This is a genomic window from Saccharomonospora sp. (genome assembly GCF_027317685.1).
Lineage (GTDB): Bacteria > Actinomycetota > Actinomycetes > Mycobacteriales > Pseudonocardiaceae > Saccharomonospora.
In genome coordinates this window covers 13,193-35,948 of the sequence record NZ_DAHVQP010000145.1, presented here as the reverse complement: position 1 = coordinate 35,948, position 22,756 = coordinate 13,193, and the positions used below count along the sequence as shown (strand labels likewise).

Annotated in this window: 19 protein-coding genes and 2 pseudogenes; 12 read left to right on the top strand and 9 right to left on the bottom strand. The window is 69.4% G+C overall.

Annotated elements, in window-relative coordinates; translation table 11 throughout:
- Together M7H19_RS17835 and purE are read left to right on the top strand one after the other, a co-directional pair.
- Positions 1-124, top strand: a pseudogene (locus tag M7H19_RS17835) (5-(carboxyamino)imidazole ribonucleotide synthase); the annotation flags it as partial.
- A gap of 55 nt (positions 125-179) precedes the next feature.
- Positions 180-680: a 5-(carboxyamino)imidazole ribonucleotide mutase gene (purE, locus tag M7H19_RS17830; RefSeq protein WP_298183045.1), complete on the top strand. Its 501-nt coding sequence runs from the start codon at positions 180-182 to the stop codon at positions 678-680.
- Positions 681-689: 9 nt separating this feature from the next.
- Here purE and M7H19_RS17825 read toward each other — a convergent pair whose 3' ends face one another.
- The 4 genes from M7H19_RS17825 to M7H19_RS17810 all read right to left on the bottom strand — a co-directional run bounded on the left by M7H19_RS17825 (position 690) and on the right by M7H19_RS17810 (position 6,542).
- Positions 690-2,333: an AMP-binding protein gene (locus M7H19_RS17825; RefSeq protein ID WP_298183042.1), complete on the bottom strand. Its 1,644-nt coding sequence runs from the start codon at positions 2,331-2,333 to the stop codon at positions 690-692.
- Between the two features lie 218 nt (positions 2,334-2,551).
- Entirely contained in the window at positions 2,552-3,259 is a 708-nt protein-coding gene (locus M7H19_RS17820; RefSeq protein WP_298183039.1) for a TIGR03089 family protein, read from the bottom strand.
- Between the two features lie 122 nt (positions 3,260-3,381).
- On the bottom strand, positions 3,382-4,875 hold the full coding sequence (locus M7H19_RS17815; protein ID WP_298183036.1) for an LCP family protein: 1,494 nt from the start codon (positions 4,873-4,875) through the stop codon (positions 3,382-3,384).
- Positions 4,876-4,919: 44 nt separating this feature from the next.
- Positions 4,920-6,542, bottom strand: a complete 1,623-nt coding sequence (locus tag M7H19_RS17810; RefSeq protein WP_298183033.1) for an LCP family protein — start codon at positions 6,540-6,542, stop codon at positions 4,920-4,922.
- Positions 6,543-6,700: 158 nt separating this feature from the next.
- On the opposite strand from M7H19_RS17810, the gene rfbB reads away from it, so the two are divergent.
- Together rfbB and rfbD are read left to right on the top strand one after the other, a co-directional pair.
- The gene (rfbB, locus tag M7H19_RS17805; protein WP_298183030.1) at positions 6,701-7,693 is read left to right on the top strand and encodes a dTDP-glucose 4,6-dehydratase; all 993 of its coding nucleotides are present in this window, start codon (positions 6,701-6,703) and stop codon (positions 7,691-7,693) included.
- Positions 7,694-7,759: 66 nt separating this feature from the next.
- Positions 7,760-8,713, top strand: coding sequence for a dTDP-4-dehydrorhamnose reductase (rfbD, locus tag M7H19_RS17800; protein WP_298183028.1), 954 nt, complete (start codon positions 7,760-7,762; stop codon positions 8,711-8,713).
- Here the strand turns inward: rfbD and M7H19_RS17795 are convergent.
- Genes M7H19_RS17795 through M7H19_RS17785 form a run of 3 tightly spaced genes read right to left on the bottom strand, consistent with a single transcriptional unit; the run spans position 8,689 to position 13,281 of the window.
- Positions 8,689-9,774, bottom strand: coding sequence for a glycosyltransferase family 1 protein (locus M7H19_RS17795; protein WP_298183024.1), 1,086 nt, complete (start codon positions 9,772-9,774; stop codon positions 8,689-8,691). The genes rfbD and M7H19_RS17795 overlap by 25 nt on opposite strands.
- Positions 9,767-12,280, bottom strand: a complete 2,514-nt coding sequence (locus M7H19_RS17790) for a glycosyltransferase (protein WP_298183019.1) — start codon at positions 12,278-12,280, stop codon at positions 9,767-9,769. Before M7H19_RS17790 ends, M7H19_RS17795 begins: the two co-directional genes overlap by 8 nt.
- Positions 12,281-12,309: 29 nt before the next feature.
- A complete protein-coding gene (locus M7H19_RS17785) occupies positions 12,310-13,281 on the bottom strand; it encodes a glycosyltransferase family 2 protein (RefSeq protein ID WP_298183017.1) in 972 nt (323 codons plus the stop codon).
- A gap of 40 nt (positions 13,282-13,321) precedes the next feature.
- Here M7H19_RS17785 and M7H19_RS17780 point away from each other — a divergent pair, with 40 nt between their 5' ends.
- From M7H19_RS17780 to M7H19_RS17770, 3 genes are read left to right on the top strand one after another with little or no spacing between them, the layout of a single operon-like run.
- Positions 13,322-14,464, top strand: a complete 1,143-nt coding sequence (locus M7H19_RS17780) for a glycosyltransferase family 1 protein (RefSeq protein WP_298183014.1) — start codon at positions 13,322-13,324, stop codon at positions 14,462-14,464.
- Positions 14,465-14,473: 9 nt separating this feature from the next.
- The gene (locus M7H19_RS17775) at positions 14,474-15,622 is read left to right on the top strand and encodes a glycosyltransferase family 1 protein (RefSeq protein WP_298183010.1); all 1,149 of its coding nucleotides are present in this window, start codon (positions 14,474-14,476) and stop codon (positions 15,620-15,622) included.
- 60 nt (positions 15,623-15,682) lie between these two features.
- A complete protein-coding gene (locus M7H19_RS17770; protein WP_298183007.1) occupies positions 15,683-16,549 on the top strand; it encodes a glycosyltransferase family 2 protein in 867 nt (288 codons plus the stop codon).
- A gap of 114 nt (positions 16,550-16,663) precedes the next feature.
- On the opposite strand, the gene M7H19_RS17765 is transcribed toward M7H19_RS17770, so the two are convergent.
- Positions 16,664-17,113, bottom strand: a complete 450-nt coding sequence (locus tag M7H19_RS17765) for a hypothetical protein (protein WP_298183048.1) — start codon at positions 17,111-17,113, stop codon at positions 16,664-16,666.
- Between the two features lie 152 nt (positions 17,114-17,265).
- On the opposite strand from M7H19_RS17765, the gene M7H19_RS17760 reads away from it, so the two are divergent.
- The 5 genes from M7H19_RS17760 (at position 17,266) to M7H19_RS17740 (ending at position 22,032) form a co-directional block, all read left to right on the top strand.
- Positions 17,266-18,345 carry an NDP-sugar synthase gene (locus tag M7H19_RS17760; RefSeq protein WP_298183004.1) on the top strand — a complete coding sequence of 360 codons (1,080 nt, stop codon included), beginning with the start codon at positions 17,266-17,268 and terminating at the stop codon, positions 18,343-18,345.
- A complete protein-coding gene (locus tag M7H19_RS17755) occupies positions 18,338-19,249 on the top strand; it encodes a DNA-3-methyladenine glycosylase 2 family protein (RefSeq protein ID WP_298183001.1) in 912 nt (303 codons plus the stop codon). Before M7H19_RS17760 ends, M7H19_RS17755 begins: the two co-directional genes overlap by 8 nt.
- Positions 19,250-19,294: 45 nt before the next feature.
- Complete coding sequence (gene pxpB / locus M7H19_RS17750) at positions 19,295-19,906, top strand: 5-oxoprolinase subunit PxpB (RefSeq protein ID WP_298182998.1); 612 nt, start codon at positions 19,295-19,297, stop codon at positions 19,904-19,906.
- Positions 19,903-20,778: a biotin-dependent carboxyltransferase family protein gene (locus M7H19_RS17745; protein WP_298182995.1), complete on the top strand. Its 876-nt coding sequence runs from the start codon at positions 19,903-19,905 to the stop codon at positions 20,776-20,778. The genes pxpB and M7H19_RS17745 overlap by 4 nt, the downstream gene beginning before the upstream one ends.
- Before the next feature lie 855 nt (positions 20,779-21,633).
- On the top strand, positions 21,634-22,032 hold the full coding sequence (locus M7H19_RS17740) for a recombinase family protein (RefSeq protein ID WP_298182992.1): 399 nt from the start codon (positions 21,634-21,636) through the stop codon (positions 22,030-22,032).
- A gap of 63 nt (positions 22,033-22,095) precedes the next feature.
- Here the strand turns inward: M7H19_RS17740 and M7H19_RS17735 are convergent.
- Positions 22,096-22,752, bottom strand: a pseudogene (locus M7H19_RS17735) (IS5 family transposase); the annotation flags it as partial.
- Positions 22,753-22,756 lie beyond the last annotated feature (4 nt).

Genomic DNA, 22,756 nt, shown 5'->3' with positions numbered 1-22,756 from the left:
GCCGGGACGCAAGCTCGGCCACGTCAACGTGCTCGGCCCGATCGGCGAGACCAGACAACGCGCGAAGCTGGCGGCTCACTGGCTGTCCCACGCCGAGTGGCTCGACGGCTACAGCGCTCACTGAGCAAACGCAACGTCGTTCACCAATCGATCGTTCTTCGTGGGAGAAGGAGCAGTACGTGGCTAGGGCTTGCGTCGGCATCATCATGGGCAGCGACTCGGATTGGCCGGTGATGAAGGCCGCCGGCGGGGCCCTCGACGAGTTCGGAGTCCCGTACGAGGTAGGCGTCTACTCGGCGCACCGCACACCGCAGCGCATGCTCGACTACGCCAGTTCTGCGGCCGAACGTGGCCTGCGGGTGATCATCGCGGGTGCGGGAGGGGCCGCGCACCTGCCGGGCATGGTCGCCGCGGCGACACCGTTGCCGGTGATCGGCGTGCCCGTTCCGCTGAAGCACCTCGACGGCCTCGACTCGTTGCTGTCGATCGTGCAGATGCCCGCGGGCGTGCCCGTCGCCACCGTCTCGGTGGGCGGGGCACGTAACGCGGGCCTGCTGGCAGTGCGGATGCTCGCCGCCTCCGACACGGCGTTGCGGGGGCGGATGGAACGTTTCCAGGACGACCTCGAACAGCTGGTACTCGACAAGGACGCCGCCCTGCGCGCGCGGATCGACGAATAGGCGTCGCTTTCAGGTGAGCTGCTCGCGCAGTCGTCGTTTGAGGACCTTTCCGGCCGCGGACGTGGGGATCGCGTCGACGAAACGGACCTCCCGCACTCGTTTGTAGGGCAGCATCTGTTCGTTGACGGCTTTCATGATGGCCTCGGCGGTGACCTCGTCCCGCCCCGGTGCGCGCACCACGAACGCGACGGGCAACTCGCCGACGTTCGGATCGGGACGGCCCACCACGGCTGCCGCCGCCACCTCGGGCAGGGCCACCAGCAGTTCCTCCAACTCACGTGGATACACGTTGTAGCCCTTGTAGAGCAGCATGTCCTTGGCCCGGTCCACGATCGACAGGTAGCCGTCGTCGTCGAGGACCCCGATGTCGCCGGTACGCAGCCATCCGTCGTCGAGCACGGCCTCGGTCTCCTCCGGCCGGTTGTGGTAGCCCCGCATCACCTGCGGGCCGCGCAGGCACACCTCGCCGGGCGTGTTCGGTGGCAGTTCCTCACCGCCGTCCACGGACACGATCTTGACCTCGGTGTCGAAGATCGGCACCCCCACAGTGCCCACCTTGCGCACGCCGGAACGCCAGCTCGGCGCGATCGTGGCACCCATCGTCACCTCGGTGAGGCCGTAGCCTTCGGTGATCACCGCGTCGGGGAAACGGGCGAGCAACGCCTCGCCCATCGCGCGTGGCATGGGCGCCGCACCCGAGGTGATGCCCCGCACCGACGACAGGTCTGCCGTGTGGAACCGCGGGAAGGCCAACAGCGCGGCGTACAGAGCGGGCGCACCGTTCATCGACGTCACCCGGAGTCGCTCGGCGTCGGCGACGTAGGCGTGTGGGTCGAACCGGTCGTGGATCGTGACGGTCGAGCCGCTGAGCACGCCGATGTTGAGCCCGCCGATACCCATCGCGTGGAACCACGGGGTGAGGTTGATGCTCTCGCCCGTGCCCAGTGGCGTGGTCCATTCGGCCTCGTCGCCGATCTGCACGACGGTGGCCTCGCCCGCGTCGTCGAGAGCGGGAACGGCACCGGAACCCCAGCACACGTACTGCAGTGCGTTGACGACCACGTTGCGGTGGGTCAGCCGCACTCCCTTCGACCGGCCCGTCGTGCCGCCGGTGTAACCGAGGTGCGCGAGGTCGTGCGCGGGGTCGATTCGCACGTCGGGCCGGGTCTCGGGCGCCGCGGCGACGAACGTGTCGAAGTCCAGTGCCCGCGCGTCCCGAGGGCGATAGGTGAGGACCAGTTCGATGTCCATTCCCGACAGCGCGTCGGCCACCCCGCCGTGAGTGACCACGACCCGTGCGTGGGAGCCGGCGAGCTGGTCGGCGAGTGCCTTCCGGGGCAGTAGCGGGTTGGTCGGGCTGAACGTCGCCCCCGCCAGCAGGGTGCCGTAGTAGGCGATCGGAAAAGCCAGGCAGTTCGGCAGGTGTAGGGCCACGGTGTCACCGGGGCCGACACCTCGTTCGCGCAGAGCGTTGCCGAACCGGCACGCCGCGGACCACAGTCGCGAGAAGCTCAGTTCCTCGTCCGCGTGCCGGAACGCGATCCGATCACGGTAGCGGGACGCCGCACCCGCCAGCAGTGAGCCCACGGGCACGTTGGGATAGGTCAACGACCTCGGAAGTCCGGGAGGATACGGCCTCGCTGTGTTCGCCATCACTCGACGGTACGAAGCCGTCATCCGCCGAACAAGGAACGCGGACCGGGTGGAGTAAACCGTTGGTCGGCCCGCACAAACCAGCCTCACGAACCTCGGTCCGTGCGCACAACCCCCGCGGTAGGTCCTATGCCGGGACCACCGAGACCCGCCGGAGCCGCCGGAGCAGCCGGAGCCCCGTTCGGATCGCCGTCCGGGGCGACTCAGCCCAACCCGACTCAGCCCAGGTCGACGGTGGTGCGTTCGGCGTCGCGGTGTTCGGTGACCTTGTCGGGGTCGGCGTTGGTCACCTGCACCAGGTGCGCACCCGCCGCCACCGGTGCCAACACCGCGTCCAGCGCCCCGTCGGGCAGTGTCCACGCACGAGTGGACAGCACCCGGTCGCCTTCGCCGATACCCAGCGCCGTCGCGCGTTCGCGGGCGCGGGCGGCCAACTCGTCCACGGTGGTGCCGAGCAACGCCGGGGTGTCTCCGTCGATGGGTAGCAGGGGTGAAAAGTCGTCACCGCACGTCCGGGCTTCCGACAGGTAGTCGAACGCGCCTTCGGCCGGGGCCGTGGTGAGTCCGCGGCCGAGCGGGTCGAGGGCGACGACCGCGGTCGACTCGGCCGCACTGCCGTCGACGTCCGGACCGACGAAGGCGACGGCCGCCTCGGCAGGGTCCTGCACGACGTGCGCGCCGCACCACCAGGCGCCGAACAGCACACCCATCGTCTGCCAGTGGGCGGGCAGGTCGACGGCGACCTCGTCCCCCGGTTCGATGTCGAACTCCTCCACGAGCCAGTTGGCGGTCTTGGCCGCCCAGTTGGCCAGAGTGGCCACCGAGAGCTCGATCCGGCTGCCCTCGGCGTCGTCGTAGTGGGTGATCACGGGCCGGGCCGCCGAGGACGACAGCAGTGGCCGCAACAAGTGCTCGGTGAGGCTCATGCGACCAAGCTAACGCCCCACGCCGAACAGGGCCGCACCGTGTCCGCAAGTTGCGTAGCCGTGTCCGCAGCCTGCGTCGTCGTGTCCGCAGGTGGGGTAGCGGCCCGCACGCGCATTCGGTATCAGTTCACGCATGTCACGCCGTCGGAGGTGATTTCTCCGCCGTCGCTCTGCGGCGTCGACCCGCCCCCGGAGGTCCGCTCGCCGTCTTGGCTTGCCTCCTCACCGTCCGCCACGGCGTCGGCGATGAACTCCCGCACTTTCTCCACGTCGACCTGCACGATGCTCTGTTCCCCGTCCGGACTCCACGCGGCGATGTCGACGACGGGAATGGTGACGAACGAGAAATCCCCCGACGCGATGCCGCGGGTCTGCCCGGCGAATTTCAGCAGGTCCAGATCGGCGTCCAGCACCAGCGAGCGTCGCAGAGTGTCGGCCAGTTTCTCCAGCTTGTCGATGTCGGTGAGGGTGCCCGCCGAGAGCACCTTGTTGAGCGCGGACGCCAGGAACGCCTGCTGTCGCTGGATCCTGTCGAGATCACCGCGCGGCAGGTTGTTGCGTTGCCGCACGAACGACAGCGCCTCCCCACCGGAGACGGTCTGTCGCCCGGCGGCGAAGTTGGCGCCGGAGTCGGGATCGAACGTGGGGTGGTTGAGGCACACTTCCACGCCGTCGAGTGCCTCGGTGAGCAAGTAGAAGCCGAGGAGGTTCACCTCGGCGTAGTGATCGATACGGACCTGGGTGAATCTCTGCACCGTGCGCACCAGTGCCGCGCGGCCGGCCTGGTCGGATTCGCGTTCCACTTCGGAGTGATCGGTGACGCCTTCGCGCCGGAGCTCGTCGGTGGCCTGGTACTTCGCGGTGCCGTACACCGAGTTGATCTTGGCGTGCTCGTCGTCGGAGATCGAGACCCAGGTGTCGCGCGGAATCGAGATCCCGGTCGGGGAGGACCCGTCGTGCGGGATGCGCAGCAGGATCAGGGTGTCGGTGCTCACGCCGGGCTTGTTCTCGGTGCGCAGCTGTTCGAGCACGTGCGGGGGGAGGGGATTACCTTCCATGTCGGTGCGCGAATCGGTGCCCACCAGCAGAATGTCGGTGGCTCCGTCGTCTTCGGGCGGTGTGGAGTCCTCGTCGTCTTCGGGCGGTGTGGAGTCCTCGTCGTCCGGTTCGTCGTCCTGCTGCAACGCGTCGGTGGTGTTGACGTTGTCCTGTAGGACGTCCAACGCGGAGTAGGCGTAGCCGGTGACGCCGAGCGCGATCACCGACAGCAGCGCCACTGCGGAACGTACCAGTGCTTTGGCGGTTTTCCGTCCCGGTCCGCGGGCCGGTTCCCCGCCGGCGGTGCCGGATTGCTCGTCGGGGTTTCCGTCGAGTTCCTCGTCGGGCTCTTCCTCCGCTCCGTCGGCTTCGTCGACACTGTCTGCGTTGTCGGTTCTGTCGGTTCCGTCTGTACTGTCGTCGGAGCCGGGATCACCACCGTCGGCGTTGGAGTCCTCCTTCGCCCCCGTGGTGGACTCGGGTTCGGCCCCGGAACCGGACTCCGACTCGTCACGGCCGGGCGAGGATCCCTCGGTTTCCTCGCCTTCGACCCCAGGGCGTTTCTCACCCTCGTCCACGGTGGTTCCCCTCCCACCCCGCGTGCGGTTACCAGCGAGTCAGCCTAGTAGACGCACGGCACTCCACCTGCGGTGATCGGCCCGTCTTCGGCTTCTTCCGAGCCCGCCGACTCCTCGTCCGATTCGGTTGTCCCGGCTTCTCCCGCGCCTTCCCCGGGGCCGGGCTGCTGTTGTGCCTTGAGGCCGGCACCTCCGGAGAGTGGCTGCATTCCGCCCAGCTCTTCGATGTCGCGGGGCATGGCGGGCAGCGTGAAGTCCTCTCCGAGGTGCAGAGAGAGCGTGCCGGGGGCCAATTGTGGGTCGGCTTCGGCGGCGAGGTCGGCTCCCAGGGCTGTGCGCAGCGCGTCGGCACCGGCCTGCTCACCCGGGGCGTGGTAGATCGCCGTGGAGTTCTGCTGTTCCGCCCGCGCATAGCTCTCGCCGCCAAAACCCTGGCTCGACAGCAGTGCCCGCGTGTCCTCGCCCAAGGAGGCGCCTGCCGTGGCGTCGTAGATGTGCACCGTGTAGTTCTCCGCGCCCGGCACCGTCTCGGGCACCGTGTCCATGCGCGGGTCGCCCTCGCGTTCCTCGGGGATCAGTTCGTCGACGAACTCGCCGATCTGTTGGGGGTCGACCTGTAGTACGGACGCGCCGCCGATCATCATGTCCTGCACGACGGGAACCGTGTGGAACTCGATCTGCCCGCCGGAGAGGCTGCGCATCTGGTTGGCGAACTCCAGCAGATCCCAGTCCTCGGAGACGATCACGGACTTCTGCACGGCCGAGATGACCTCGGACAGGCGCGACGGGTTCAGCAGAATGTCGCCGGAGAGCATCTTACGGGCCAGGCCGGACAGAAACGCCTGTTGGCGGTTGATGCGGTCCAGGTCGCTGCGGGGAAGGCCGGTGCGCTGACGGACGAACGCCAGTGCCTGCACACCTTCGATCGTCTGCCTTCCGGCGGGAAGGTCGATGCCGGACTTGGCTTCCTTCGCGGGCTCTTTCAGACAGACCTCGATGCCGCCGACGACTTTGGTGATCTCATAGAAGCTCGCCAGGTTCACCTCGGCATACCGGTCGATCATGCCGGGCCTGCCGACGAGCTGTTCGATGGTGGCGATGAGGTTCTTGCGGCCTTCGGCCTCGGCCTGCGCCTCCATCGCCTTGGTATCGGTCTCGCCCTGGGCCCGCAGGGTGTTGAGGGTGTCGTTGTAGGCGAAGCGGAAAGCGGTGTTGAGCCGGTTGTTCCCGTAGCCGCCGGCGAGCTCCACCCAGGAGTCCCGGGGGAAGGAGATGGCGGTGGCGCTGGTGCCGTCCTGGGGAATGTGCACCAGGATCATCGTGTCGGTCTGTTTGGTGTCCTCGTCCTCGCCCGCGTGGAGCATGTCGAGCACTTCCTGCGGCAGGGGGTTGCCCTGTGCGTCGGTGCGGCTGTCCATGCCGACGAGGAGGATGTCGATGGCGCCGTCCAGTGGTTCCGCGCCGGGTTCCTTGTCGTCGAACACGTTGGTCGTGGCGAGGTTCGACTGAGCGGTCCCGATCATCTGCCAGCCGTAGGCGGTGAGCGCCAGCACCACGACGGACAGCAAGGAGATGATGCTTCTGCCGCTGATGAGGCCGATGGTGCGGAGCCGCGACCGGCCTTGTGTGTCTGGCGTATCGAGCGGTTCCCGTGCCCCGTCGGTCACGTACTGCTCCTCCCCCGTCGTGGTGTCGCCCGGTCAGGTTACTGACGTCTCGCGAGAGGAGACGTGTACGAGTTCCAAAACGTTGCTTCGACGTTGCGTTCGGTTCGCTTTCGGCTGCGTGGCACACTGCCCCCGAAGCGAGGTTGTGGGAGGACACGATGCGGGTACTGGTCACGGGCGGCGCGGGTTTCATCGGTTCGCACTACGTGAGGCAGGCATTGTCCGGCGGGTACGACTCGTTGCGTGATGCCGAGGTCGTGGTGCTCGACAAACTGACCTACGCGGGCAACCGCGACAATCTCGCTCCCGTCGCGGACAGTCCCCGGCTTCGGTTCGTCCAGGGCGACATCTGCGATCCCGTCGTGGTCGGTGAGGTCATGACGGGTGTGGATCTCGTGGTGCATTTCGCCGCCGAGTCGCATGTGGACCGCTCGATCGTCGGGTCGGCCGACTTCGTGCTCACCAACGTCGTCGGGACACAGACGTTGTTGCAGGCGGCGTGTGACGCCGGGGTCGGCAGGTTCGTCCACGTGTCCACCGACGAGGTGTACGGCTCCATCGACGAGGGGTCGTGGCCCGAGGATCATCCGTTGGAACCGAACTCGCCGTATTCGGCTTCGAAGGCGTCCTCCGACCTGCTCGCGCGATCGTTCCACCGCACCTACGGGCTACCGGTGTGCATCACACGGTGTTCGAACAACTACGGTCCGTACCAGTTCCCGGAGAAGGTCGTTCCGTTGTTCATCACCAATCTCCTCGACGGCAAGCGGGTCCCGTTGTACGGCGACGGCCTCAATGTGCGGGACTGGCTGCATGTGGACGATCACTGTCGCGGCGTCCAGCTCGTGGCCGACCACGGGCGTCCGGGCGAGATCTACAACATCGGCGGCGGAACCGAACTGACCAACCGCGAACTGACCGAACGGCTGCTCGCCGCTGTGGGTGCCGATTGGGAGATGGTGGAACACGTCGAGGACCGCAAGGGGCACGACCGGCGTTACTCGGTGGACATCACCAAGATCAGCACGGAACTCGGATACCGCCCGGAGGTGGACTTCGAGACCGGTCTCGCAGACACTGTGCGCTGGTACACGGAGAACCGGCAGTGGTGGGAGCCGTTGAAGGAGCGCGCCGCCCTGACCGCGCGGTGAATCCTCGCAAGTCCCGGGTACCGGTGACCGAGGCCGAGACGAAGTGCGAAGGCAAGGCGGGTGGCGATGAGTCGATCTGACGACACGGAGAGCGCGGGGCTCGCGGTACTGGTGCCGGGAGGACAGGGACAGCTCGGCCGGGACCTGTCCGCCGCGGCGGCCGCCCTCGGTGATCGTGTCGAAGTGGTCGCGCCCGGATCGGCGGAGCTGAACATCACCGAACCCGGTGCTGTGGTGGAGGCGGTGGCCGACCTCGCTGCGGGGGCGGCGGAGTCGGGTCGTCGAGCCGTGGTGATCAACGCCGCCGCGTACGCGGCTGTCGACGCCGCGGAGGAGAACGAGGCCGCGGCGTTCGCGGTGAACGCCGACGGGCCGCGAGTGCTGGCAGCCGTGTGTTCCTCACGCGGTGTGCCGTTGGTGCACGTATCCACCGACTACGTGTTCGACGGTGCCGCCGACCGCCGCCCTTACCGGCCCGACGACCCGTTGGGGCCGCGCAGTGCGTACGGCCGCACCAAGGCCGCGGGAGAGGACGCCGTCCTCGGTTCCGGTGCGTTGGCGTGGGTGGTGCGTACGGCGTGGCTCTACGGTTTCGGTGGGAACAACTTCGTGCGGACCATGATGGACCTGGAGGCCCGCCGCGACACAGTGTCCGTTGTGGATGATCAGCGGGGGACTCCGACGTCCTCGGCCGACCTCGCGCGTGGGCTGCTGGAACTGGCTGACCGCATCACCTCGGGCCGGGCTCCCCAGCGCAAGGTGCTGCACTGCACGAATGCGGGTGAGACCACGTGGTTCGGCCTGGCGCGTGCCGTGTTCGAGGAACTCGGCGCCGACCCCGAACGGGTGCGCCCGTGTTCGACGCGGGAGTTCCCTCGCCCCGCGCCACGCCCTGCCTATTCGGTGCTGTCCAACGAGGCGTGGGCCGAGTCCGGGTTGACCCCGCTGAGGCCGTGGCGGGAGGCGCTTACGGCGTTCTTCGCGGATATCCGGGCTCAGGACTCCACGGCGCGGCGGTAGGCCGCCAACGTCGTCTCGGCGCACCGCCGCCAGGTGAAACTGGCGGCGTGTGCCCTGCGGGTGGCGGAAGTGGAGGCGGCGGACGGTTCGGCCACGGCGTGGCGGAGCGCTTCGGTGAGCGCCTCCACGTCCCCGTATGGGACCAGTCGTGCCAGCCCGCCGGAGACCTCCCGCAGTGACGGCACGTCGGTGCACACCACGGGCACGTCGCACGCCATGGCTTCGAGGATGGGAAGGCCGAAACCCTCGTCGCGGGACGGGAGCACCAAGGCCGACGCGCCGGCGACCACACGCTGCAGGTCCACATCGGATAGATAGCCGATGTGTCTGGTGCGTGCGGTGACGGGGAAGTCCCCGGGGCCCGCGAACACCAGAGGCGGCAGGGTCTCGTCGGCTTCGTGAGCCCGAAGGAGCCAGTCGAGTCCCTTACGTGGCCCCGGCGCTCCCGCGAACAGCAGGTACTTGTCGGGCAGGCCGAGACGGCGCCGGCGGTCCTCTCCGGGAGGCCGCCCGGTGAACCAGCCCGCGTCCACACCCAGCGGCGTCACCTCGATCTTGTCGCGGTCCACGTCGAGTCGTTCGGCGACGGAGTCGGCGACCGCCGCTGTCGGAGTGCAGATCACGTCGGCCCCGGCGACACCGCGCCGCACCAGTTCGGGCAGGCCGCGGTCGCTGGGCGCGAGCTCCTCCGGGGCGTCGAGGAACGCCAGATCGTGGATGGTCAGGACACGCGCGGCACGCAGGGTCGGCGGGAGCACGAAATTCGTGCCGTGCACGACGTCGGCGCGGCCCGCGAACGTCTCCACCGGTGGGAAATCGAAGCGTAGCCAAGCAGCGCGCAGCAACCTCGCGGCCACGGGCATCCCCCTGGCCCGCACACCGTGTGGGAGCACGGAACGGAGTCCACGCCAACCACGTAGCGTGAATCCCACGGCACGTGTGTCCACTCCGGACAGCGAGGCGAGTTCCTCCGACAGCGAGGCCGTGTAACGGCCGATTCCCGTGCGATGGCCCAGTAGCGGCGTGCCGTCCAGCAGTACCCGAAGCTGTCGCCTAGCCACGGCGCAGCCCTCGGCGGGCGAGTTTGAGGACCCGTCCCTTGACCCGGCGGGCGAGTTCGGACGGGCCTCCCTCATCGAGATAGGACTTCACGAGCGCGAGGTCGCGACGCACGAGTTCGGCCTTGCTCTTCGGAGGAGCGGGCGCGAGCAGGTCGCCACCCGGGAGCCGGTCGGCGGCCGGACGCGGGTCGCGGCAGAACTCCACCAGCGGTCGCAGCACGTTCGGCCACGTGAACCGCTCGGCCACGGCGGCCATGCGTTCGCGGCAGCCTTGCGCGAACTCGGTGTCGTACAGGCACCGTTCCAGCGCCTCGGCCAGTGCCGCCGGGTCCTCCGCGGGCACCACCACACCGAGCCGTTCGTCGCGGATCAGGTCGGCGAACGCGTCGCCGTCGGTGGTGACGATCGGCAGCCCGGCCCACAGATAGTCGAGCACCCTCGTGCGGAAGGCGAACATGGTCTCGACGTGTTCGAAGTGGGTCGTGACGCCGCAGTCGGCGTCGAGCAGCCAGTTCTGCCGTTCGTCGTAGGGCACCCATTGTTCGTTGAAGAACACGTGCTTGTCGGTCAGCCCCAGTTTGTCGGCGAGGCGTTGCGTGCGCACAGCGATGTTCATCTCGCCGACCTCGGGGTTCGGGTGCTTCATGCCGAGGAACACCAGCCGCACGTCGGACCGTTCGGTGCTCAGCCGTTCGATGGCGCGCACGAGTGTGAGCGGGTCGAACCAGCTGTAGACACCACCGGCCCACAACACCACGCGATCGTCGGCGGCGATCCCCAGGTTGGCACGCAGCCCTGGGCCGGTGCGGCGTGGAGGCTCGGGCGACAGGCCGAACGGCACCACGGCCAACAGCGACCGGGTCGTCGGGTCGGCGTCGTAGAGTCGGGGGGACAACCGGCCCAGCGCCGTCAGGTGGCCGAGCCACAGGTGTCGCTGCCGTTCCGAAGCGCACAGGAAGAAGTCACCGCGCTCCAGCTGGGCGTCGAGGACCCGGGTGACATCGGCGAGATCGGCCTCGCGTACGTCGTCGGGTGCGTCGCGGCCCTGTTCGAGCAGTTCCAGGTGCATGGGGTCGTAAACGTCGCAGACAACGATCTTGTGCGCGTACTCGTGCTTGAGCGAGGGGGCCAGCTCCAGTATGTGGCCCTGGAGGATCACGATATCGGCCCAGGCGACGTGGTCGTCCAGTTCGCGCCTGCTCGCCGCCACCACCGGGAACGGCGCAGGCGGGGGGTCGGCGACCGGGTTGACGGTCACCAGCCGCACGTCGTGTTCGCGGGACAGTACGTCGGCGATGTTCCAGGCGCGGATGGCGGGTCCGGCCATCCGGTTGGTGAGCGTGTCACCGGTGATGACGCAGATCGAGCGGCGGCTTCCGAAGGCCTCCTCGATGCCGAAGACCTCGGCCAGGATGCCGTGCGCGGCGAGGTAGCGCGGCAGGGGGTACGCCGGTTCCAGCGCCTTACGCAGCAGCGGCAGCAGGTCCGCGTCGGTGCGGACCCGTTCGGCCTGCTCCTTAGCCCGGGACTCGACCAGGGAGGGCAGGCGCTCCACGAAGGCGTCGATCGCCAGCACTCCCGCCAGCGCACCTCGGGACACCGGCACGGGCGTGACCTCGGGCGGGCCGACACCGGATGCCAGGTCGAGCTGCGTGGGGTCGAGCTCACCGCGGGCGGTGGCGCGCCGCACGGTCAACGCCAGCGCGGCGGGCAGCACCTTCGCCAACGTCTCGTCGGACAGGTTCTTGTAGAGCGCGTACAGGGCGTTGCGTTCCAGCAGGAACGTCTCTCGACCGCTATCGGGAGCGTCCACCGCCGACATCGTGCCGTGGTGGCGGTGGTAGGCGATCGACTCGGGCTCGTACCGCACCCGCCAGCCCCGCAGGTTGAGCCTCCAGCCGAGGTCGACGTCCTCGTAGAACATGAAGAAGTCGTCGTCGAACCCGCCCAGTTCGGCGAACACGCTCGCCCGCACGAACATGGCCGAGCCGGTGGCGAACAGGACGTCCTTGGCGGTGCCGTGCTCGGCTTCCGGCAGGTCGGCGATCGGCGTGTCGGCGTGGCGTTTGTAGCCCATACCGAACCACGTCAGCCCGCCGTCGACGAAATCGGCCTTCTCGCCGTCGAGGTCGAGGACCTTGCTGGCGACGGCGGCGATGGTCGGATCCGCGCGCAGGGCCGCGACCGCGGCGTCGATCCAGCGTGGGTGCGGGCGGGCGTCGTTGTTGAGGAACGCCAGCACCGTGCCGTTCGCGTGGCGGGCACCCAGATTGCAGCCGCCCGCGAAGCCGAGGTTGCTTCCGGCCGGGACCAGCGTCGCCGACGGCACAGCGGCTCGGATGCGGTCCGCGTCGTCGCCGGGTGAGGCGTTGTCGACGCAGATGACTTCCAACCGCGGATAGTCGAGTTCACCGAGCGCGCGCAGGCACGCGATGGTGTCGTCGGCACCGCGGTAGTTGACGACGACGACCGAGACCAACGGCTGCGCGGTTTCCCCCTGGGCCAACACCGAGCTCCTTCCCGCCCGGGCCCAGACTACTGCCCGGCCCAGCGGCGCCAGATGTCGGCTCGCCGTGCCACACTGCGCCGTCCCACGGCCGCGCGCTGCCGCAACGTGGAGGGCGATCGGACGGCGACTTCGGCCAATACCCGGCAGCGCAGTGCCACCCGGAAATTCGCGGCCGTCGGCACCGCCTCGCCGTGGCGGAACCAGCCCCTTCGGCGTAGCGGCAGCACCGCCGTGAGAGCGGCGAACCGGGCCAGCTCGCGCGCGGCGACCGGACCGGGTGCGCACCGCAACAGGGTCAGCAGCCGGTTCCGTTCGTTCCACCGGTGGAAGCGGGCCGAACCGGGTCGGGTGCTCGCGCCGTGTCGGTGCACGACGACGGCGTCGCGGGCCATGGCGATGTCGTGACCGGCCAGCCGCAGCCGCCAGGCGGTGTCGGTGTCCTCGTAGTAGCAGAAGTACTCGGCGGGTACACCGCCTGCTTCGCGCAGAGCTGCGGTGCGCAGCAGCACCGCGCCACCGCAGAAACCGAATGGAGGTCGGGGCTCGGTGAGATCGGCGCCGTGCCCGTCGGTCGTCAGGTGCACACCGTACGACTGGGGTGTGCCGTCGCTTCGCAGCAGCAGCGAGGTGACGGCGGCGAGCCGTTCGTCGGCGCGCAGTGTGTCCTCCAGCGCGGCGAGCCAGCCGGGTTCGGGTACGGCGTCGTCGTTGAGCCAGGCCAGAAACGGGGTGTCCACGTGTGGCAGGGCGGCGGCGACGCCACCGGCGTAGCCGGTGTTGCGGGGCAACCGGAGCACACGCGGGCGGCTCGGATGGCGTGCGAGCACTGCCGCGGTGCCGTCGTCTGAGGCGTTGTCGATCACGAGTGTCCGGTGTGGACGATCTTGCGCGGCGAGGCCGTCGAGGCAGTCGGCGATGTGGTCCACGCCCCGCCAGGTCACCACGACGACGGTGGTGGCGACGGAGTGAGATGCCGTGGTGGGAACGTCGGTCGGCACCGGGGCAGGATAGCCGGGGCGGTATCGGCAGAATGGCCGCGTGCCGGAACTCGTGGTCGTCGCCGAGCAGTTGCTCGCTGCCGTTCCGGGTGGCACGGGCCGCTACACCGCGCAGCTGCTGCGGGCACTGGCCGCCACCGCACCGCCCGGCTGGACGGTGTCCAGCGTCGTCGCCCGGCGTCCCGATGTGGAGGCGGCGCGCGTGGAGGGCGTCGAGGGGCCTCGGAGGCTGCCGTTGCCGCCCAGGGCGTTGGTGGCGGCCTGGGAAGTGGGGGTACCGCTGTGGCCGGGCGGGGACGCCGTCCACGCACCCACCCCGCTGGCCCCGCCGAGGAGCCCACGTGGACGCACGCTCTCGGTGACCGTCCACGACACCGTGCCGTGGACGCATCCCGACACCCTCACTCCCCGCGGCGTGAGCTGGCACCGGCGGATGATCGAGCGGGCGGCACGCCGGGCGGACGCGGTGGTGACGCCCACCGAGGCCGTTGCCCGCGACCTCGCCGCTCGGGTCCCGCTGCGTGCCCGCGTCCGTGTGGCGGGGCACGGGGCCACCGACCTCGGCGCACCCGTACCCGTACCGGGGCTACCCCCTCGTTACGTGCTGGCCGTGGGAACGGTGGAACCGCGTAAGGGCATCGACGTGCTCGTCGAAGCCGTCGCCGAGCTGGTCCGCTCGGGCGAGACGGCCACTGACGTGCCATTGTTGCTGGTGGGGCAACCGGGTTGGGGAGGACTGGACCCGCTGCGCCTGGCCGCCGAGCACGGTCTGACCGACGGGCGGGTGCGGCTGCTCGGCCGACTCACCGACGGTGAGCTGGCGACCGTGTTGAGGCGCGCCGACGTGGTGGCCGTACCGAGCTTGGCCGAGGGTTTCGGACTGCCGGTGCTGGAGGCCATGGCGGCGGGCGTTCCCGTGGTCCACACCGACGATCCGGCGCTGGTGGAGGTGTCGGCGGACGCCGCCGAGGTGGTGCCGCGCGGGGATGCGCGGGCGCTCGCGGCGGGACTGCGGAGGATGCTGACCGACCCCGACGCCGCCGCTCGCCGCGTCACGGCGGGTAGGGCCCGCGCCCGCGACTTCTCGTGGCACCGGGCCGCCGAGGCCGTCTGGGACTGCCACACGAGTAACGGAAGCAACGGTTTGTCGGATCCCGGCCAACAAGGTGACGGGGGGTCGTAGGCTGCACGGGTGCCCGAACCGCGTGTGTTGATCGACGCTACGGCCGTGCCGGCCGATCGTGGAGGTGTAGGCCGGTACGTCGATTCTCTCGTCGCCGCACTCGACGAGGAAGGTGCCCACCTCACCGTGGTGTGCCAGGCCCGCGACGCGCAACTGTACTCCGAACTGGCGCCGCACGCGCGCGTAGTGCACACCGCCCAGTCCGCGGCCACCCGCACCGCGCGGCTGACGTGGGAGCAGACCACCCTGCCCGGGTTGGCGCGCAGGCTCGCCGTCGACGTCGTGCACTCCCCGCACTACACGATGCCTCTGGCCGGACGCACGGCCTCGGTGGTGACCCTGCATGACGCGACGTTCTTCACCGACGCGATGCTGCACTCCTCGGTGAAGGCCCGGTTCTTCCGGGCGTGGACGGTGACGGCGCTGCGCCGCGCGTCGCTGTGCGTGGTGCCCAGCCTCGCCACCGCCGACGAGTTGCGCCGGGTCACCCGCGTGCGCGGTGCGGAGCTGCGGGTGATCCAGCACGGTGTCGACGTCGGCCGATTCCACCCGCCGACGATGGAGGAGATACAGGCGGCCCGCGACGTGATCGGACTGGGCAGCATGCCGTATCTCGCGTTCCTCGGCGCGCTCGAACCACGCAAGAACGTGCCGGCGTTGATCAGGGGCTACTCGCTGGCGGTGGCCGACCGGCCGGACCCGCCCGCGCTGGTGTTGGCCGGACAGCCGGGATGGGACTCCCAAGTGGAGAGCGCCCTCGCCGCGGCTCCCTTGAGACTGCGCGTGATCCGCGCGGGCTACCTGCCGTACGACACGCTCGCCGGATTCCTTGGCGGGGCGGAACTCGTGGCGTACCCCAGCTTCGGGGAGGGGTTCGGACTGCCGGTACTGGAGGCGATGGCCTCCGGCGCGTGCGTACTGACCACGCGTCGCCTCGCGCTGCCCGAGGTCGGCGGGGACGCGGTGGCGTACTGCGGGGTCGGTGCGGGCGACATCGCCGCGGCCCTTCGGGAACTGCTCGACGACCCGACTCGCCGTGCCGAGCTGGTCCAGGCCGCGCTGCGCAGGGCCAAGGAGTTCTCGTGGGCCACCAGCGCCGTCCAGCACCGAGAGGCCTACGACCGGGCCTGGTACAAGCACCGCCGCGCCAAGGCGTGACCACGGCCGTCGCCCGCCCTGCCGAATTCTCACGCCGTGTCACGGGTGCACAATGACAGCGTGACGGAGCCGAAGAGTTATGGCGATGCGGTCGCCGTGGTGACAGTGACGTACTCGCCGGGCGAGACCCTGGAGCGTTTCCTCGACACCCTGGAGAAGGCCACCGAACGGGACGTCCAGGTGGTACTCGCCGACAACGGTTCCGTCGACGGCGTACCGGAGCGGGCGGCGGCCGAACGCGACAACGTGCGATTCGTCCCCACGGGCGGCAACCTCGGCTACGGCGGCGGCGCCAACGCCGGTATCGCCTCGCTCGGCGACGACGTCGGCTGGATCGTCATCGCCAACCCGGACCTGGAGTGGGACACCGGCTCGATCGACGCCCTGTTGGAGGTCGCGCAGCGCTGGCCGAAAGGAGGCGCGTTCGGCCCACTGATCCGAGAACCCGACGGGTCGGTGTACCCGTCGGCGCGGTTGCTGCCGTCGCTGGGCCGCGGCATCGGGCACGCGGTGCTGGGCAAGGTCTGGCCACGTAATCCGTGGACCCGCTCCTACCGGCAGGAGACGGCCGCCCCCACCGAGCGCACCGCGGGCTGGCTGTCCGGCTCGTGTCTGCTCCTGCGCCGGGAAGCGTTCGACGCCGTCGGAGGTTTCGACACCCGCTACTTCATGTACTTCGAGGACGTCGATCTCGGCGACCGGCTGAGCCGGGCGGGCTGGTTCAACGTCTACGCGCCGACGGCGAGCGTCATGCACATCGGCGGGCAGTCGACGTCGCAGGCATCGGCCCGGATGCTCGCCGCCCACCACGCCAGCGCGTACCGCTATCTCGCCGACCGGCACACCGGACTGCTGTGGAAGCCGGTACTGGCGGCCATCAAGATCGGGCTGGCGGTCAGGTTGAAGCTCGAAACGCGGAAGGGATAGCCGCAGCCTGCGCCGCACCCCACGGTGGGGAACGCAGTCAGACACCTCACACACCGCCGAGCGTTCCCGACGGTCCACTCGGGCCCCGCCGACGTCACCGGACGTCGCCGCGCGTCACAGCCCTTCGAGACGCCGGGCGACGTACGACTGCGTCTGCTGCTGCTGGGTCGTGGTGGGCACGAGCCCACCCGACTCGGAGCCGGTGTCCGAAGCGTCGTCTTCGGCTCCCGAGGTCGACGCGGCCGAACCGTCCGGCTGGACCTTCACGGGTTGCGTGACCGTCGCCTCCTCGGTGGCCTCGTCCAACTCGTCCAACGACGTGGTCTGCGCCGCCTCGGTGAGATGGGAACCGTGCCGCTCCGTGTCGTTGGCCTCGATCATCGAGGCCGGAAGCTTCGTCGTCGTGTCGGGATCGGGCTCGGTGTCGATGCGCTGCACCACTGTCCGCGGAATCTTGAGCGTGCTCGCGGAATCCATCGGCGACGTCATGTTGTCCGGAGTGACAACGCCTTTACGCGCCTGTGCGCGGGCGAGCACGGCATCCGCGCGGTCGCGGGGATCCATGTCCTCGTACCCCCATACCCTCACCGATGGCCCTCTCTGCACGGGGCCGCCGCCTTCGGTGTCTAGGGTAGGCCCTCTGACACCCGGCCGTCGAAGGTTGGGTGTGCTTTGTGCTGGCGTCGATCATGTAGTGAGGGAGGGGTCCGCGCGAAATGGCGTCCGTGTCGGGTGTCGATGCCGTGATCCTGGTCGGGGGCAAGGGCACGCGGTTACGTCCGCTGACGCTGTCGGCGCCCAAGCCGATGTTGCCCACCGCCGGTGTTCCGTTCCTGTCGCATGTGCTCTCCCGCATCCGTTCCGTGGGCATCACGCACGTGGTGCTCGGCACGTCGTACCGGGCGGAGGTCTTCGAGGAGTATTTCGGCGACGGCTCCGCGTTCGGGCTCGACATCGAGTACGTCGCAGAGTCGGAACCGTTGGACACGGGCGGGGCCATTCGCAACGTGGCCGAGCGGCTGCGCAACGACGACGTGGTGGTGTTCAACGGCGACATCCTCTCCGGCGCGGACCTCGGGTCCCTGGTGGCCACGCACCGGGAAGTGGCGGCCGACGTGACCCTGCACCTCCAGCGCGTCGACGACCCCTCCCGGTTCGGGTCGGTGCCCACCGACGCGAACGGCCGGGTGACGGCGTTTTTGGAGAAGACACCCAACCCTCCCACCGACCAGATCAACGCGGGCTGCTACGTGTTCCGGCGTTCGGTGATCGAGGAGATCCCGGCGGGTCGCCGCGTGTCCGTGGAGCGGGAGACGTTCCCCGGCCTGTTGGAAAGCGGCAGGCACGTACACGGATTCGTCGACGACTCGTACTGGCTCGACGTCGGAACGCCGGAGGCGTTCGTGCGCGGCTCGGCTGACCTGGTCACCGGGGTGGCTCCCACAGCCGCGTTGCCCGGCCCGACCGGAGAGCGGCTCGTCCTCGACGGCGCCTCGATCGCTGAGGACGCCGTGGTGACCGACGGCTCGACGATCGGTGCGGCCGCGCACGTGGCGTCGAGTGTGCAAGTGCGGGGCTCGGTGCTGTTCGACGACGCGTCGGTGGCCGAGGGAGCCGTGGTGGAGCGCTCGGTACTCGGCAAAGGCGCGCGGGTCGGTAAGGGCGCCGTGCTACGCGGAGTCGTCGTCGGGGACGGGGCCACGGTGGGAGCCGATTGCGAACTGCTCGACGGCGCGCGAGTGTGGCCGGACGTCGAACTGTCCGAATCGGCGATCCGGTTCTCCAGCGATGCCTGAACTGCCCCGCCGTTGGCGGCCGGACTACCCGCTCGACGTGGTGGGTGTGCTCTCGCCACTGCGACGCGGCCGGGGCGACCCGTGTCTGCGCCACGACGACGGCGGGCGGACGTGGCTGACCGGCAACACCGCCGACGGCGCGGGCACGCTCGTGTTCCGCGTGTGCGGTGACGGCACCGTGGAGGCACGGGCCTGGGGAGACGGCGCGAGCGCCCTGCTGGAGGGACTGCCCGACCTGTTGGGCGCCGCCGACGACGACAGTGGATTCGTCGCCCACCACGACGTCGTGGCCCGAGCGCGCAGACGGCTGCCGTCGCTGCGGCTCGTGTCCACCGGCCGGGTGTGGGACGCGTTGGTGCCCGCCGTGCTGGAGCAGAAGGTCACCCGACACGAGGCGCACCGGTCGTGGCGGGAACTGTGCAGCTGGTTCGGTGAACCGGCCCCGGGCCCGGTCCCCGAAGGACTGCGGGTGCCTCCCACACCCTCGGCGCTTGTGTCCGTTTCGGACTGGCAATGGCATCGGGCCGGGGTCGACCTGCGGCGGCGTTCCACCCTGGTGGCTGCCGCGCGTGTCGCACACCGGCTGGAGGAGGCAGCGACCCTGCGCGGCGAACACGGCCGCGCGCTGCTGCGGAAAGTGCCCGGCGTGGGCGTGTGGACGGCGGCCGAGGTCGCGCAACGAGCCTGGGGAGACGCCGACGCGGTGAGCTTCGGTGACTTCCACGTGCCCTCGGTCGTCGGACACGCACTGGTCGGGCGGGCGCTGGACGACGAGGGCCTGGCCGAGGTAATGGCACCGTACGCGCCGCAACGGCAACGGGCCGTGCGATACCTGCAGGCGATGGGATACTCACGTCCACGATTCGGCCCCCGATACCCGGTACGCGACTACCGTGCGATCTGACCGAAGAGGTGGGCTTGGGCACCGCGATGGGGGAATGGTGGTGACATGCGCCTGCTGCCGTGCGCCGATGCGGGACTGCTCGTGGAACTCGACGACCTCGCCCAGGTCATGGGCCTGCATGCGGCCCTGCGGGCCGACCCGCCCCCGGGCGTGACCGACCTCGTTCCCGCGGCCCGCACCCTGCTGCTGCGGCTCGACCCCGATAAAGCCGACATCGCCGAGGTCGAGCGCGTCGTACGCCGGGCGCGACCCGCGCACGTGACGGGGGAGGCGACCGAACTCGTGGAGATCCCGGTCGTCTACGACGGCGAGGACCTCACCGACGTCGCCTCGGCGACCGGGTCGACACCACAGGAGATCGTCGCCGCCCACACCGGCACCGAATGGACCGTGGCGTTCGGCGGATTCGCCCCCGGATTCGGGTACCTGACCAGCGCGACGTGGACCTTCGACATCCCCCGCCGCGCGGAGTCCCGCACCGCCGTACCGGCGGGGTCCGTGGCGTTGGCCGGAACGTTCAGCGGCGTCTACCCCAGGTCCTCCCCGGGAGGATGGCAGCTCATCGGACACACCGAGCTGACCTTGTGGGACACCGACCGCGACCCGCCCGCGTTGCTGCGGCCGGGTGCGCGAGTGCGTTTCGTGGAGGTCCGTTGACGACCGCAGCGGTACCGGCCGCGTTGGAAGTGGTGGAGCCCGGAATGTCGGCCACCGTGCAGGACCTCGGACGGCCGGGACTCGCCGGCATCGGCGTCGGCGCCTCGGGCGCGGCCGACCGCGCGTCCCTGCGTCTGGCGAACCGGCTCGTCGGCAACCCCGAGGACGCGGCGGCCGTCGAAGTGACCTTCGGCGGTTTCACGGCCCGAGCACGACGCGACCTCGTCGTCGCCGTCACCGGCGCGCCGTGCCCGGTCACCGTGGGCGGGCGGGGAGGCGCGGTCGACACCGTGTTGCATGTGCGGGCGGGGGAGTGCCTACGGCTGGGCATGCCGGACCGGGGACTGCGCAGCTATGTGGCCGTCCGCGGTGGGCTCGCCGTGGAACGGGTGCTCGGCTCCGCCTCCACCGACGTGCTCTCCGGGGTGGGCCCGCCACCGCTGGAAGCGGGCAGCGTGCTGCCCGTCAAAACCCCGCGCCTGCCCCTGCCCGACATCGACTTCGCGCCCGTACCACCGTTGCCCACCGACGAAATGGTGCTGCGCGTGGTGCCCGGACCACGGGCCGACTGGTTCGCCGCCGACGCCCTGCCCACGCTGCTCGACAAGCCGTACGAGGTGAGCTCCCGCAGCAACCGCATCGGCATCAGACTCGACGGGCCCCCGCTGCCCAGGGCCCGCGCCGACGAACTCCCGAGCGAAGGCATGGTGCCGGGAGCACTGCAGGTACCGCCGTCGGGCAGGCCGACACTGTTCCTCGCCGACCATCCCGTCACCGGCGGCTACCCGGTGATCGCCGTGGTCGTGGCCCGCGACGTCGACAAGGCGGCACAGGCGAGACCCGGCATGCGCCTCCGATTCACCACAAGGTGAGCCGAAGGCCCCTCACCATCGTGTCCGCAGGTTGCGTCGTCGTGTCCGCAGGTTGTGTCGTTGTGTTTGCAGTTCTTGTTGTTGTGTTCGCAGGTTTGGTTGTTGTGGTCTAGAGGAGTGGGGGCCGTTGTCGTGTCCGCGGCGTGGAACGCGGACACGACTGCACAGTCTGCGGACACGACTGCACAGTCTGCGGACACGACTGCACAGTCTGCGGACACGACTGCACAGTCTGCGGACACGACTGCACAGTCTGCGGACACGACTGGGGCTAGGCTCTTGCTGGCGCTTCGCGTCTTTGCACCAGGTGAGGTGGTTCCCCGCCTTCTGGGGGCAGGACAGGCGTCGCTGAGGCCGGACACACCTCAAGGCCATCTGCGGCTTGGTGCGAGTAAAGCAGACCAGTGCGGCGGTTAGCCCGCGTCGGCTGGCCGCACTCAGGACAGCGGAAGGCAACTGCATCTGGACTCAGCGACCGAACCGGATCGTGCAAAACGCCGGCTTCTGGCTCTATCACCATTGTCCGAGATGCAGAGCACAACGTGTGCGTTCCCGGGCGATGGTGGCCGTTCAGCCGCCCGGAAATCCGGTTAGCTGCAGTCGCCTTTCCGCACTCCGGACACTCGAAATCCACAGCGTTGGGGCTTCGTGACTTTGAGGTCATCTACCCATCATCGCCGAACAACCAGCCCAGCAATAGATGTTTCGTTGGCACAAACCAGGAGTATCGCTTGGTACCCAGGTTCGAACCGGTGCATCTCGCACCTCACCTCTCGGGCGCCCCAATAGGCTGGCACACCACCGAGCCGGTGTAGCCACCCGCAATTGTGGTAAGGCCGGGAGTGCTGGGGGCGTTTGGCAAGATCTGCCACCATGACGCTGACCGCTTCGGGCCACCACGACATCCAGCTCGAACTCCTCACCGGCCCCCTGCAAGGGGTCTACGACCCGTCCGGGCACGGCGCCGCCCTGTTCGCGTTCTTCGCCGGCATGGCCGAGTCCGAGCGCGAATACATCCGGGAGAAGTCCCTGGAGGGCCAGGCGTCCGCCCGCGAGCGCGGCCGGCACGGCGGGCGCCCCAAGGTGGTCGACGACGACATGGCCGCCTATGCCCGATTCCTGCGGGCCAACGGGGTTCCCGTCCCCGAGATCGCCCGCAAGCTCGTCATCACCTCGGGCAAGAACCAGGGCCAGTGCCCCTCGGTCGCCACCGTCTACCGCATCCTCGCCGAGGACGCCGACAGCACCGAGTGAGGGCGGCCCTTCAGGGGTTCAAGATCAACTCATTGCCCCTTTGGCGCGTATCTGGGTCACACCCCCTTTGCGGGCGATGCGGGGAACGATCCCGTGTCGGCGCAGCCAGGTGCGCAGGGCAGGGATGTCGTAGGCCTTGTCAGCATGCAGCTTGGTGGGTTTGCGTCGGCGTGGACCGCGGCGGGAGCGAATGGCGGGAATAGCGTTGACCAGCGGTTTGAGTGCTTTGCTGTCATGGGTGTTAGCGGCTGAGATACCCACCGCCAGGGGCAGGCCGGCACGGTCGGAGACCACGTGGAGCTTCGAGCCGGGTTTGCCACGGTCAGTTGGGCTCGGGCCGGTTAGCTCGCCCCTTTTTGGCCCTGACGGATGCTCCGTCACAGACCGCGCGGACCAGTCGATCAACCCTTGGCTGCCCAATTCGTCCAGCACCGCCTGGTGCAACCGTCGCCACAGTCCGGCCTTGGTCCACTCGGTGAAGGTCCGATGCGCTGTCGGCACCGACACCCCGAACGAGGGCGGAAGATGCCGCCAGGCACAGCCACTGGTCAACACGAACACGATCGCCGTGAACACCGCCCGCGGATCCGTCCGCGAACTTCCACCACCCTGCGGACGCACCTTCGCCGGCGGGATCAGTGGCTCCACCAGCGCCCATAGCTCCGGCACCAACCGTTGCGACAACGAGTCCCACGAATCATGAGCATCGCAAACGACCAAGCAA